This window comes from Pseudomonas sp. P7779 (genome assembly GCF_013386315.1).
GTDB lineage: Bacteria > Pseudomonadota > Gammaproteobacteria > Pseudomonadales > Pseudomonadaceae > Aquipseudomonas.
Map to the genome: position 1 here is coordinate 1 of NZ_JACARZ010000109.1, position 13,579 is coordinate 13,579.

Annotated in this window: 13 protein-coding genes; 9 read left to right on the forward strand and 4 right to left on the reverse strand. The window is 59.7% G+C overall.

All coding sequences use genetic code 11. The features are described from left to right. The first annotated feature begins 330 nt into the window (after positions 1-330). The 3 genes from HX869_RS26955 to HX869_RS26965 are packed head-to-tail and all read left to right on the forward strand — an operon-like array spanning position 331 to position 2,961. A complete protein-coding gene (locus HX869_RS26955; protein ID WP_008432808.1) occupies positions 331-1,770 on the forward strand; it encodes a cytochrome ubiquinol oxidase subunit I in 1,440 nt (479 codons plus the stop codon). A gap of 3 nt (positions 1,771-1,773) precedes the next feature. Further along, complete coding sequence (gene cydB, locus HX869_RS26960; RefSeq protein ID WP_008432810.1) at positions 1,774-2,781, forward strand: cytochrome d ubiquinol oxidase subunit II; 1,008 nt, start codon at positions 1,774-1,776, stop codon at positions 2,779-2,781. Between the two features lie 12 nt (positions 2,782-2,793). Then, positions 2,794-2,961, forward strand: coding sequence for a DUF2474 domain-containing protein (locus HX869_RS26965; RefSeq protein WP_003215809.1), 168 nt, complete (start codon positions 2,794-2,796; stop codon positions 2,959-2,961). Between the two features lie 41 nt (positions 2,962-3,002). Here the strand turns inward: HX869_RS26965 and HX869_RS26970 are convergent, their stop codons facing one another. Both HX869_RS26970 and HX869_RS26975 read right to left on the reverse strand, forming a co-directional pair. Then, positions 3,003-4,127: a methyltransferase gene (locus HX869_RS26970; RefSeq protein ID WP_003215811.1), complete on the reverse strand. Its 1,125-nt coding sequence runs from the start codon at positions 4,125-4,127 to the stop codon at positions 3,003-3,005. Positions 4,128-4,255: 128 nt separating this feature from the next. Beyond that, positions 4,256-4,966: a LuxR family transcriptional regulator gene (locus HX869_RS26975; protein ID WP_003215813.1), complete on the reverse strand. Its 711-nt coding sequence runs from the start codon at positions 4,964-4,966 to the stop codon at positions 4,256-4,258. A gap of 405 nt (positions 4,967-5,371) precedes the next feature. Between HX869_RS26975 and HX869_RS26980 the strand changes: the two genes are divergently transcribed. Beyond that, entirely contained in the window at positions 5,372-6,148 is a 777-nt protein-coding gene (locus tag HX869_RS26980) for a ferredoxin--NADP reductase (RefSeq protein ID WP_178903923.1), read from the forward strand. Positions 6,149-6,188: 40 nt separating this feature from the next. Here HX869_RS26980 and mscL read toward each other — a convergent pair whose 3' ends face one another. After that, positions 6,189-6,605, reverse strand: a complete 417-nt coding sequence (gene mscL / locus HX869_RS26985) for a large-conductance mechanosensitive channel protein MscL (protein ID WP_003215816.1) — start codon at positions 6,603-6,605, stop codon at positions 6,189-6,191. A gap of 286 nt (positions 6,606-6,891) precedes the next feature. Here mscL and HX869_RS26990 point away from each other — a divergent pair, with 286 nt between their 5' ends. From HX869_RS26990 to radA, 3 genes are all read left to right on the forward strand, one after another. Next, positions 6,892-8,433 carry a catalase gene (locus HX869_RS26990; RefSeq protein WP_178903924.1) on the forward strand — a complete coding sequence of 514 codons (1,542 nt, stop codon included), beginning with the start codon at positions 6,892-6,894 and terminating at the stop codon, positions 8,431-8,433. 92 nt (positions 8,434-8,525) lie between these two features. Continuing rightward, positions 8,526-9,065 (forward strand): ankyrin repeat domain-containing protein, encoded by a 540-nt coding sequence (locus HX869_RS26995; RefSeq protein ID WP_102369936.1) that lies wholly within the window; start codon positions 8,526-8,528, stop codon positions 9,063-9,065. A 35-nt stretch (positions 9,066-9,100) separates the two neighbouring features. Next, positions 9,101-10,468 carry a DNA repair protein RadA gene (radA, locus tag HX869_RS27000; RefSeq protein WP_003215821.1) on the forward strand — a complete coding sequence of 456 codons (1,368 nt, stop codon included), beginning with the start codon at positions 9,101-9,103 and terminating at the stop codon, positions 10,466-10,468. 115 nt (positions 10,469-10,583) lie between these two features. Here the strand turns inward: radA and HX869_RS27005 are convergent, their stop codons facing one another. After that, positions 10,584-10,952, reverse strand: coding sequence for a PilZ domain-containing protein (locus tag HX869_RS27005; protein WP_003215824.1), 369 nt, complete (start codon positions 10,950-10,952; stop codon positions 10,584-10,586). Positions 10,953-11,125: 173 nt separating this feature from the next. Here HX869_RS27005 and HX869_RS27010 point away from each other — a divergent pair, with 173 nt between their 5' ends. Beyond that, a complete protein-coding gene (locus HX869_RS27010) occupies positions 11,126-13,192 on the forward strand; it encodes a carbon starvation CstA family protein (protein ID WP_178903925.1) in 2,067 nt (688 codons plus the stop codon). A gap of 15 nt (positions 13,193-13,207) precedes the next feature. Continuing rightward, on the forward strand, positions 13,208-13,405 hold the full coding sequence (locus HX869_RS27015; protein ID WP_003176208.1) for a YbdD/YjiX family protein: 198 nt from the start codon (positions 13,208-13,210) through the stop codon (positions 13,403-13,405). The last annotated feature ends 174 nt before the right edge of the window (positions 13,406-13,579 follow it).

Below are 13,579 nucleotides of genomic sequence, written 5' to 3' on the forward strand. Positions count from 1 at the left end.
GCGGAACCAATACCAGCCATCACCCAAATAACGGATATACACCCAAAACACGCCCAATCTCACCAAAGACAACACCCAGTGACCACTGAGGCAACCTGTCACGCGGCAAAAGACCACGCCTTGCTCTCGCGAAAATGGGACTACTCTTTCAGCAATGCTTGACCCAGATCAAAACCTTCGCCGGGATTGCTCTGGCGGCCGCAAGGCCAGAATCCCTGCGTGGTTGGTCATAAAAAGAAACGAATTTGAATTCGCCACACTCCATATCCGTGGGGGCAGTGGGTGCAGGCCTCCAGCCAGCATTCGGTATTACCTGACAGAGGAAGACTTATGTTCGGTTTGGAGGCGCTAGATCTCGCCCGAATTCAATTCGCGTTCACCATCTCATTCCATATCCTGTTCCCGGCCATCACCATCGGCCTGGCCAGTTACCTTGCGGTGCTGGAAGGCCTGTGGCTCAAGACCCACAACGACACCTACCGTGACCTCTACCATTTCTGGTCGAAGATCTTTGCCGTCAACTTCGGCATGGGCGTGGTCTCCGGTCTGGTCATGGCCTATCAGTTCGGCACCAACTGGAGCCGCTTCTCGGACTTCGCCGGTGCCGTCACCGGGCCGTTGCTGACTTATGAGGTGCTCACGGCGTTCTTCCTCGAAGCCGGCTTCCTTGGGGTCATGCTGTTCGGCTGGAACAAGGTCGGGCGCAAGCTGCACTTCTTTGCCACGGTGATGGTGGCCGTCGGCACGCTGATCTCGACTTTCTGGATTCTTGCCTCCAACAGCTGGATGCAGACGCCACAGGGCTTTGAAATCATTGATGGCCGGGTGATTCCAACCGACTGGCTGGCCGTGATCTTCAACCCGTCGTTCCCCTACCGCCTGATGCACATGGCCACGGCCGCGTTCGTCGCTACCGCGTTCTTCGTCGGCTCCTCGGCGGCCTGGCACTTGCTGCGCGGCAAGGACAACCCGGCGATCCGCACCATGCTGTCGATGGCAATGTGGATGGCGCTGATCGTTGCACCGATCCAGGCGGTCATCGGTGACTTCCACGGCCTGAATACCCTCAAGCATCAGCCGGCGAAGATCGCCGCGATTGAAGGCCACTGGGAAAATATCGGCAACGAGCCCACGCCGCTGATCCTGTTCGGCTGGCCGGACATGAAGGCTGAAAAAACCAAGTTCGCAGTAGAAATTCCGTACCTGGGCAGCCTGATCCTGACCCACTCCCTGGACAAGCAGGTGCCGGCCCTCAAGGAGTTTCCGCCTGAGGACCGTCCCAACTCGACCATCGTGTTCTGGTCGTTCCGGGTCATGGTGGGCCTGGGCTTCCTGATGATCTTCACCGGCCTGTTCAGCCTCTGGCTGCGCCGTGGCGACAAAATGTACACATCCAAGCCGTTCCTGTACCTGGCGCTGTGGATGGGCCCGTCCGGCCTGATCGCGATTCTCGCTGGCTGGTTCACCACCGAGATCGGCCGTCAGCCGTGGGTGGTCTACGGGCTGATGCGCACGGCAGACGCTTCGTCCAACCACAGTTTTGCGCAGATGAGCATTACGTTGGTGTTGTTTGTGGTGGTGTACTTCGCGCTGTTCGGCGCGGGCCTGGGCTACATGATGCGCCTGGTGCGCAAAGGGCCTGTGACCCACGAAAGCACCGAGCCTACTCACGGTGGTCCTGGGCAGAAACGCACACCGGCGCGTCCGTTGTCGGCGGCTGATGACAGTGCCGATGCCGATCACGGCGACACCTTGAACAAGGGGAACTGAGCCATGGGTATTGATCTTCCGCTGATCTGGGCCGTGATCATCATCTTCGGCATTATGATGTACGTGGTCATGGATGGCTTCGACCTGGGGATCGGCATTCTCTTCCCGTTCATCCCGGGCAAGACCGACCGTGACGTGATGATGAACACCGTCGCCCCCGTGTGGGACGGCAACGAAACCTGGCTGGTACTCGGCGGCGCGGCGTTGTTTGGCGCGTTCCCGCTGGCCTATTCGGTGGTGCTCTCGGCGCTGTACCTGCCACTGATGCTGATGCTGATCGGGCTGATCTTTCGTGGCGTGGCGTTTGAATTCCGCTTCAAGGCCAAGGACGACAAGCGTCACCTGTGGGACAAGGCCTTCATCGGCGGCTCGCTGGCAGCGACGTTCTTCCAGGGCGTGGCGCTGGGGGCGTTCATTGATGGCATCCCGGTGGTCGACCGGCAGTTTGCCGGTGGCTCCCTGGACTGGCTGACGCCGTTCACGATGTTCTGCGGCGTGGCCCTGATCGTGGCGTATGCGCTGCTGGGCTGCACCTGGCTGATCATGAAGACCGAAGGCAGCTTGCAGGAGAAGATGCACAACCTGGCCCGGCCCCTGGCCTTCGTGGTGCTGGCGGTGATCGGTATCGTCAGCCTCTGGACGCCGCTGGCCCACCCGGAAATCGCCTCGCGCTGGTTCACCCTGCCGAACCTGTTCTGGTTCCTGCCGGTGCCGATCCTGGTGCTGGTGACCATGTACGGCCTGATTCGCGCCGTGGCCCGCAATGCGCACTACACGCCGTTCCTGCTGACGCTGGTGCTGATCTTCCTTGGCTACAGTGGCTTGGGGATCAGCCTGTGGCCGAACATCATCCCGCCGTCAGTTTCGATCTGGGACGCCGCCGCACCGCCGCAAAGCCAGGGCTTCATGCTGGTGGGCACCTTGTTCATCATTCCGTTCATCCTGGGCTACACCTTCTGGAGCTACTACGTGTTCCGCGGCAAGGTCACCCACGAAGACGGTTATCACTAGGAGGATTGACTCATGTCCGGCAAACCTTCGTTGCACGACATCGAACAGGCCGAGAAAAAGCCGCTCTGGCAGCGCCTGGGCTGGCTGGCGATGATCTGGACCGGCAGCGTCCTGGCCCTGTTCGTGGTGGCCAGCCTGATGCGCATGTTCATGAATGCCGCGGGCCTGACCACCCACTGACATCCCGTTGTAACTATTGCCCTCCTTCATGGAGGGCTTTTTTATTTGCGCGCCTTGAGGACCACGAACTTCGGCGTGGTCGCCACTTGCTCGACGCCACGGAACAACCGCGCCAACTTGGTGTGATAACCCAAGTGACGGTTGCCGACGATGTACAGGGCGCCGCCCACCACCAACGCTTCCCGCGCCTGCTGGAACATGCGCCAGGCGAGGAAGTCTCCCACCACTTGCTGCTGGTGGAACGGCGGGTTGCACAGCACCACATCCAGTGACTGCGCTTCCTGATCGGCCAGGCCGTCGCCGGGGCGAATCAGCACGTCACGTTCGCCCAGCGCCGCGCGCCAGTTCTCGGCCGCCGATTGCACCGCCATATAAGACTCGTCGACCAGCGTGTACTGCGCCTCGGGGTTTTGCAGCGCGCTGGCAATCGCCAGGACGCCATTACCGCAACCCAGGTCGGCTACGCGGGCGCCGCCCAGGTTTTGTGGCAGGTGCGGCAGGAAGGCCCGGGTGCCGATATCCAGGCCTTCGCGGCAGAACACGTTGGCGTGGTTGAGCAGTTCGATGGCCGGGGTTTCCAGGCTGTAGCGCGTAGGGTAGGGCGATACGGCGTGTGGCCGATCGGCCAGGGTGGCGATCAGCAGTCGGGCCTTTTTTACCGCCAGTGAGGCGTGCATCGGGCCGATGTAGCGCTCCAGCAGTTCGCCGGCAGCCCGTGGCAGGTGCTTGACCATCGCCCCGGCAATCACTTCGGCGCCGGGTGCCAGTTGACCTTGCAGGCGAATCAGTTGTTCTTCGAGCAGGGCCAGGGTTTTCGGCACGCGGATCAGTACCCGGTCGAACGGCCCGGCAGGTGTCTGGCTGGCGGGCAGGAACGTTACCGCGTCGAAAGCCTTGCCGTTGCGCGCCAGGTTTTTCTCCAGGCCCAGGGCGCCGAGGAACGAGTCACCACTGGAGGTGACCTGCACATGCCCTTCGAGGCTGGCCGCCAGTGCGCCGAAACTGTCGTTGAGCACGAGTACGCGGGTCGCCGTCGTCAGCTGTTGTTCCGCCAGGTAGCTGAGCAAATACTCATCGGCTGCGTCAAACGCTTGCAGCGGGTCGTTGTGCTGTTCTGGCTGACGGATCAGGTCGAGTTGGGCGAAGGGGCTGTCGAGCAGGGGCATGGAGGGGGAGACTCTGGGTAAGCGAACCATCGGGGTGAGCGGCGACGCGAGGCGCATCAGGGGCTCGCGTCATCACCCGGAACTGGCCGCAAATGTTACGTTTTTTTCCCCTGGATTACATGCGGTGTTTAAAACAACCCGCATTTGACTGCCGTGATCACTGCGGCAATCTTGTTACTGACCCCCAGTTTCTTCATCGCACTGCTGATATGGAAGCCGACCGTGCGTTCGGACAGGCACAGGATGGTGGCGATGTCCGAGGCGGTCTTGCCCAAGGCCGACCATTGCAGGATTTCGGTTTCCCGCGGGGTCAATTTGCTGGGCGCTTGCGGGCTGGGATTGTCTGCGTATTTTTTGGCCACCACCGCGTGCATGGCGTGGCAAATCCAGAGCACTTGCCCGGCTTTTTCATAGAGTTCTTCAGGGCCCACTGGGCCGGTGGCACGCCCCAGGCTCAACATGCTGAAAACACCCTGGAAGTCATGAACCGATTGGGTCCATCCGAAATTCAGTCCGTTGGACTGGGCATGGGCCCATAAGTCCGGTACCGAAGAAAAGGTTTTCTCGTCCCATACGATCGGTAGAACCGAGCGTTTGCAATGCGCAACCACAGGGTCGAGATCAAAGTAGTGCTCTTGTCTGTACAGCGTATTCCATTCATTTGAATAGTTGTTGAGGTTGATAGTTTTCGTTTGGTTGTTGGGTAGATGGGAACTAAGGGTGAATGCGCAGTATTGGAAGCCAAGCTCGTAGGTAAGGTTGAGGGCAGCTTCGTACATACTGGTTATTTCGCTTTCCCCTTCGAGTTTGGGCAGGCGAGTGTTGTGCCAGTTGACCATCGGTAACTCTCCATGCGAACGGTTTTTACATGGGGTACTTCCAAGGCCCCCGGTTACAACGTGAAAAAATAGTGTAGGACAACGGCTACAGCTCGGAATAAAAATTTGGTTATGTTCAAGAGGGCGTTAGGCCAATAACATTTGTACAACCTGGCTACGGTGTACAGGTTTCAGGCGTTCGATAAGATTTTTTTCCATTAGTTTTAAGAACTTGCTCTAAATGCGCCTTGTTAGTATTTAGTTACACTCCCTCATCTAATGGCTTGTTGGAAGGCGACTAATAGCCAAATATTTAGTACCGCCCAGCGGTTGCCACAATGGGCAGCGGCAATGCCAGCACAAACCATCGGTGTTTCCAGGCGGCGCTTTGGGGGACACTAGGGGCCTCTGCAAATGGAGTTTCCCATGACGGCCAGTGCTGAAAAATACACCCGCCAGACCCTGCTCGACGTGAAATCGCTGACTCCCAGCCTGTTTACCCTGCGTACTACCCGAGACCCGGGCTTTCGCTTTTGCGCCGGGCAATTCGTGCGCCTGGGGGTGACCAAGGCCGATGGCAGCATTGTGTGGCGTGCTTATTCGGTGGTGTCCTCGCCCTTTGACGAGCACCTGGATTTCTTCTCTATCGTCGTGCCGGGTGGCGAGTTCACCAGTGAGCTGAGCCGCCTGCGCGAGGGCGATACCCTGCTGGTGGAACGCCAGGCCACGGGCTTTCTGACCCTGGACCGGTTTGTGGATGGTCGTGATCTGTGGCTGTTGGGCACCGGGACCGGTATTGCGCCGTTTCTCTCAATTCTGCAGGACTTCGAAGTGTGGGAGAAATTCGAGCGGATTATCCTCGTCTATAGTGCCCGCGAAGCAAGGGAGCTGGCTTACCAGTCGTTGATCCATGAACTGGGCGAACGTGAGTACCTGGCAGAATACGCCCACAAGCTCACCTACATTCCTATCGTCACCCGCGAGCAACATTCGGGCGCGCTGAATGGGCGGATTACCACCCTGATCGAGAACGGTGAATTGGAGCGCGCCGCAGGCATCGAGCTGACCCCCGAGCATTCCAGGGTGATGATTTGCGGTAACCCGCAGATGATCGACGACACGCGTCAGTTGCTGAAACAGCGCGACATGCAACTGAGCCTGACCCGCCGTCCGGGGCAGGTCGCGGTAGAAAACTACTGGTAAAACAAAGGCGCCCTGCAGGCGCCTTTACTTTTTGCCGAGCTTACTCGGGCTTGCTGTTCTGTGCCTTGAGCAGATCGCGGATCTCCCCCAGCAGCACTTCTTCCTTGGTCGGGACCGGCGGCAGGCTAGGTGCCACGGCCTCTTCACGCTTCAGGCGGTTGATGGCCTTCACGCCCATGAAGATCGCAAACGCAACGATCACAAAGTCGATCACGCTCTGGATGAACTTGCCGTACGCCAGTACGACGGCCGGCGCATCGCCCTGGGCGGCTTTAAGCGTTACGGCCAGGTCGCCGAAGTCGACACCCCCGATCAACAGGCCGATAGGTGGCATCACCACGTCGCCTACAAAGGATGAAACAATTTTGCCGAAGGCGGCGCCGATGATAATACCGACCGCCATGTCGACCACATTACCTTTGACCGCGAAGGCCTTGAACTCACTTAACACGCCCATAGGTTATTCCTTGTTACAGATGAGGAGGTAGAAGCCAGTGTAAGACAGTGTGGCGAGGCTTGCTCGACACAACTGCTAACAGTGTCCGTTTTTATCGACACATTAAATCGCAAATAGTTTGCAAAGTGCCACCAATCGCGCGCGGAATACCCGCTATTTCAGTGGGTTACCACACTATTTTCTTTATCGGGGTGGTACGGCTTTTCTATTTATCTTCTGACTCGCGGGTCACTAGCCTCTGGCAAGCACAACTCAATGTGCACTAAAAAAACCAGAGGATACCTCGATGAAAAACCCTATTAGCCGCGGGCCTATTTCTGCGCGACAGGTGCTGTTTGCAGTGAGCGCCAGTCTTCTTTCGCTGTCCGTACACGCCGCCAACCTCACGCGCGATAATGGCGTGGCGGTCGGTGACAATCAGAACTCGCAAACCGCCGGTGCGAATGGCCCGGTCCTGTTGCAAGACGTGCAACTGATCCAGAAGTTGCAGCGCTTTGATCGCGAGCGTATTCCGGAGCGCGTTGTGCACGCCCGTGGCACCGGCGCTCACGGTACTTTCACCGTCACCGATAACCTCAGCGACCTGACCAAGGCCAAGGTGTTTGCCGCCGGCGAAGCCACGCCGGTATTTGTGCGCTTCTCTGCGGTCGTTCACGGCAACCATTCGCCGGAAACCCTGCGTGACCCGCGCGGCTTCGCCACCAAGTTCTACACCGCCGAAGGTAATTGGGACCTGGTCGGTAATAACTTCCCGACGTTCTTTATTCGCGATGCGATCAAGTTTCCGGACATGGTTCACGCCTTTAAACCAGATCCGCGCACTAACCTGGACGATGATTCCCGTCGCTTTGACTTCTTTTCCCATGTTCCGGAGTCCACTCGTACGTTGACCGAGTTGTACTCGGACTCCGGCACTCCAGCCAGTTACCGGGAAATGGACGGTAACGGTGTACATGCCTACAAGTTGATTAACGCCAAGGGCGAAGTGCACTACGTCAAGTTCCACTGGAAGAGCCTGCAAGGCATCAAGAACCTCGATCCTAAACAAGTGACTGAAGTACAGGGCCGTGACTACAGCCATATGACCAATGATTTGGTCACGCACATCAATAAGGGAGACTTCCCCAAGTGGGACCTGTATGTGCAAGTGCTGAAACCGGAAGACCTGGCCAAGTTTGATTTCGACCCGTTGGATGCCACCAAGATCTGGCCGGACGTGCCGGAGCGCAAAGTCGGGCAGATGGTGCTGAACCGCAACCCGGCCAACGTCTTCCAGGAAACCGAGCAAGTCGCCATGGCGCCGGCCAACCTGGTGCCGGGCATCGAGCCGTCGGAAGACCGCCTGCTGCAAGGCCGGGTGTTCTCCTATGCCGATACGCAAATGTACCGCCTGGGGCCAAACGCCCTGCAACTGCCGATCAACGCACCCCGGGTGACCGTCAACAACGGCAATCAGGATGGCGCCATGAACTTCGGCAAGACCACCACCGGCGTGAACTACCAGCCTAGCCGCCTGCTGCCACGGGAAGAGCCGCAAACCGCCCGCTACAGCCAGTCGGCCCTGTCGGGCAGTACCCAGCAGGCGAAGATCCAGCGTGAGCAGAACTTCAAGCAGGCCGGCGACCTGTACCGTTCGTTCAACAAGAAAGAGCGTCAGGACTTGATCGACAACTTCGGCGGCTCCCTGGCCACCACCGATGACGAGAGCAAGCACATCATCCTGTCGTTCCTCTACAAGGCGGATCCGGAGTACGGCACCGGCGTGACCAAAGTGGCCAAGGGCGACCTGGCCCGCGTCAAGGCACTGGCCGAAAAGCTGACCGACTAACCGCCCACGCTCCCTGTAGGAGCCGGCTTGCCACAAGTACGCCATCGCCGGCAAGCCGGCTCCTACAGGTGGCACATCATTGAGAATTTGCCATGCGAATCTTTATAGGCGCTGTCCTTGCGTGTTTGTCGTTCAGCGTATTGGCCGAACAAGCTGCCCCGGCCGCGCTTAAGGCACAACTGCAGGATTACTACTTCGACGCCGCCCGCCGTGGCGACGTGGAAATGCTCAACACCTTCATCGAATCCGGCTATTCGCTGAACACCCAGGATGAAAAAGGCTACACGGCGCTGATTCTCGCCGCCTATCACGGTGAAAGTGCCTACGTGGACCGATTGCTCGCCGCCGGCGCCGATGCCTGCGTGCAGGACAAACGCGGCAACACCGCCTTGATGGGCGCGATCTTCAAGGGTGAGCTGAAAATCGCCCAGCGCCTGCTCGCCACCGACTGCAACCCCGACCAGCGCAACGGCGCCGGACAAACGGCGGCCATGTATGCCGGGCTGTTCAAGCGCGTGGAACTGCTGGATGAACTGAAAGCCAAGGGCGCCGATCTGAATGCCGAAGACCCGATCGGTAACAGCGCTTCACGTTTGGCCAGCGGTGAAATCCGTACCCCGGCGCCGCGCTGAGCTATCATCGCGGTTTTTCGGTTGGAGGTTCTCAAATGGCAAAGGCCAAGCGCATGTATGGCTGCACGGAGTGCGGCGCGACCTTTCCCAAGTGGGCCGGCCAGTGCACGGAATGCGGTGCGTGGAACACCCTGACCGAAACCATGATCGAGAGCGGCGGCGCCGTGGCCCCCAGCGGCCGTTCCGGCTGGACCGGGCAACAAACCCAGATCAAGACCCTGGCCGAAGTCAGCGTCGAAGAAATCCCGCGTTTCTCCACCGCTTCCGGTGAACTGGACCGGGTGCTGGGCGGCGGCCTGGTGGATGGCTCGGTGGTGCTGATCGGCGGTGACCCGGGCATCGGTAAGTCCACGATCCTGCTGCAAACCCTGTGCAGCATCGCCAGCCGCATGCCGGCGCTGTATGTCACCGGCGAAGAATCCCAGCAGCAGGTGGCCATGCGTGCGCGCCGCCTGGGCTTGCCTCAGGACCAACTGCGGGTGATGACCGAAACCTGCATCGAAAGCATCATCGCCACCGCGCGCCTGGAAAAGCCCAAGGTGATGGTGATCGACTCGATCCAGACGATTTTCACCGAACAACTGCAATCGGCACCGGGTGGCGTGTCCCAGGTGCGGGAAAGTGCTGCGCTGCTGGTGCGCTATGCAAAACAGAGCGGCACGGCGATTTTCCTGGTGGGCCACGTGACGAAAGAAGGCGCACTGGCCGGCCCACGGGTGCTGGAACACATGGTCGACACCGTGCTGTATTTCGAAGGTGAGTCCGACGGGCGGTTGCGCTTGCTGCGGGCGGTGAAGAACCGGTTTGGCGCGGTCAACGAGCTGGGTGTGTTCGCCATGACTGACCGGGGCTTGAAAGAGGTCTCCAACCCGTCAGCGATTTTTCTTACCCGCGCCCAGGAAGAAGTCCCAGGCAGTGTGGTGATGGCAACGTGGGAAGGGACCCGACCGATGCTGGTGGAAGTCCAGGCGCTGGTGGACGACAGCCACTTGGCCAACCCGCGTCGTGTCACCCTGGGCCTGGACCAGAACCGGCTGGCGATGTTGCTGGCGGTATTGCACCGCCACGGCGGCATTCCCACCCATGACCAGGATGTATTCCTCAACGTCGTGGGCGGGGTCAAGGTGCTGGAAACCGCGTCTGACCTGGCGTTGATGGCGGCGGTGATGTCCAGCCTGCGCAACCGGCCGTTGCCCCATGACTTGCTGGTGTTTGGCGAGGTGGGCCTGTCGGGTGAAGTGCGCCCGGTGCCCAGCGGCCAGGAGCGCCTGAAGGAAGCGGCCAAGCACGGCTTCAAGCGCGCCATCGTGCCCAAGGGCAATGCGCCGAAAGAAATGCCACCGGGGCTGCAAGTGATCGGGGTGACGCGCCTGGAGCAGGCGCTGGATGCCCTGTTCGAATAGTCGCCAGCCACCCATCACCCCTGTAGGAGCCGGGCTTGCCCGCGATGGCGGTGTATCAGCTGATTGATATGCAAACTGACACACCGCCATCGCAGGCAAGCCAGCTCCCACACGTTCAGGTCTCCAGCAAGGCGGCGAATTCCCGCTCCAGTTCTGCCTGATCACCGAGGTTCAGCTCGATTATCCGCCGCAGGTGGCTGATGGAGTCGAGGTCGATGTGTTCGCACACAAAGCCGAGCTGCCCATGATCGTCGTGGGTTAGCCGCACCTGCATCTTCACGTCGGTCTCGGCGTCGAGATGAATGTCCACATCGAACGATTCGTAGCGATGGCCGTGCCATTCTTGCGGCCGTTGCACCAGCAAGCCCTTGAGCGACAAATCTACCAATTGCACCGACCAGACATGGCCGTCTTGCGTGAGCTCGGTCCTGGCGTCGAAGGCAATGCGTCGGAAACGGCGTCGGTCTGAAGGCTGTTCGCTCATGGTGAAACCCTCTGTGGATAAAGGAATTGTAGCCGTGCGCCATCATGGGACGGTTTTTTCTGCTTTTTTCGCTCCGGCAAGGCTCTAGACCAACGTAGGGGGGTGGCCTTTAAGGCCAGTAGCGCTAAACTCGGGATGGCTGTCTTTCTGTCCACCCTGGCTGGAATATAAAAATGAAAAATAATAATAGCCTGCTACGCCATCTACCCTGGCTGCTGCTGGCAATCGTAGGAGCGTGCGCCCTGGGCGTAGTGGCCTTGCGCCGCGGCGAGGCGATCAACGCCTTGTGGATCGTGGTCGCAGCAGTGGCCATTTATCTGGTTGCTTACCGTTACTACAGTCTGTTCATCGCTAACCATGTGATGCAGCTCGATCCACTGCGGGCTACCCCCGCTGTGCTGAACAACGACGGTCTGGACTATGTGCCGACCAACAAACACATCCTTTTTGGTCACCACTTCGCGGCAATCGCCGGCGCAGGGCCTTTGGTCGGCCCGGTACTGGCGGCGCAGATGGGCTACCTGCCCGGCACGTTGTGGCTGATCGCCGGCGTGGTGCTGGCCGGGGCGGTGCAGGACTTCATGGTCCTGTTCCTGTCCACCCGGCGCAACGGCCGTTCCCTGGGGGACATGGTCCGCGAAGAAATGGGCCGTGTGCCCGGGACCATCGCGCTGTTCGGCTGCTTCCTGATCATGATCATCATCCTCGCGGTGCTGGCGCTGATCGTGGTCAAGGCCCTGGCCGAAAGCCCGTGGGGCATCTTCACGGTGATGGCAACCATCCCGATCGCGATGTTCATGGGCATTTACATGCGCTACATCCGCCCGGGCCGCATCGGTGAAATCTCGATTGTCGGCGTGCTGTTGCTGCTGGGTTCGATCTGGCTGGGCGGGCAGATTGCCGCTGACCCGGTGTGGGCCAAGGCCTTCAGTTTCACCGGCATCCAGATCACCTGGATGCTGGTGGGTTATGGCTTCGTGGCTGCCGTGTTGCCGGTGTGGCTGATCCTCGCGCCACGTGACTACCTGTCTACGTTCCTGAAAATCGGCACCATCATCGCCCTGGCGATTGGCATCCTGGTGACCATGCCCGACCTGAAAATGCCGGCGCTGACCCAGTTCATCGATGGCACCGGCCCGGTGTGGAAGGGCGGCCTGTTCCCGTTCCTGTTCATCACCATCGCCTGTGGCGCGGTCTCGGGTTTCCACGCACTGATCTCCTCGGGCACCACGCCCAAGTTGCTGGCCAGTGAAGGGCACGCCCGTTACATCGGCTACGGCGGCATGTTGATGGAGTCGTTCGTGGCCATCATGGCGATGGTTGCCGCTTCGGTGATCGAGCCAGGGGTGTACTTCGCCATGAACAGCCCGGCCGCGATTGTCGGCGGTGACGTGGTGGCTGTGGCGCAAACCGTCAGCAGCTGGGGTTTTGCAATTACCCCGGAAGCGTTGCAGGCGGTGGCCCATGACATTGGTGAGTCCACCATCCTGGCCCGTGCCGGTGGTGCGCCGACCCTGGCGGTGGGTATCGCGCAGATCCTGCACAGCGTCCTGCCGGGTGAAAACACCATGGCGTTCTGGTACCACTTTGCGATCCTGTTCGAAGCGCTGTTCATCCTGACTGCGGTCGACGCCGGTACCCGTGCCGGTCGCTTCATGCTGCAGGATTTGCTCGGCTCCTTCGTGCCGGCGCTCAAGCGTACCGAGTCCTGGACGGCCAACCTGATCGCTACCGCAGGTTGCGTGGCGATGTGGGGTTACCTGCTGTATCAAGGCGTGATCGACCCACTGGGCGGCATCAACACCTTGTGGCCGCTGTTCGGTATCTCCAACCAGATGCTGGCCGGTATCGCGCTGATGCTCGCCACCGTTGTGCTGATCAAAATGAAACGCCAGCGCTACGTCTGGGTGACCATGCTGCCAGCCGTATGGCTGCTGATCTGCACCGTGACCGCAGGCTTCATCAAGCTGTTCGACGCCAACCCGGCGATCGGCTTCCTGTCGCTGGCCAAGAAATACAGCGATGCCCTGGCCGGCGGCCAGATCCTCGCACCGGCCAAGAGCATCGACCAGATGCAACACGTGATCTGGAACGCCTACACCAATGCAACGCTGACGGCGCTGTTCCTGTTCGTGGTCTTCAGCATCCTGTTCTATGCGCTCAAGGTCGGCATTGCTGCCTGGGGCAAAAAGGAACGTACGGATAAAGAAGCGCCATACCAGGCCATCCCGGACGCTTGATAGAGGATTGCAATCATGTTCAATGACATCAGTCGCCTCGGTAAATACCTCGGTCAGGCCGCGCGCCTGATGGTCGGCATGCCCGACTACGACACCTACGTCGAGCATATGCAAACCAAACACCCGGACAAACCGATGATGGACTATAAGGCGTTCTTCCGGGAACGCCAGGAGGCCCGTTACGGCGGCAAGGGTGGGCCCAAGTGCTGCTAGCCCGGTAGTTCGGGCTGCGGTGATCCCTTGTGGGAGCGGGCTTGCTCGCGAAGGCGGTCTTTCAGTGATGCATGTGCTGACTGAAACGCCGCCTTCGCGAGCAAGCCCCCCCCCACATTTGTTTTTTTTTTTTTCAAGGAGAATTCTCTGTTTCTTTTACCCATCTCCGCGCCC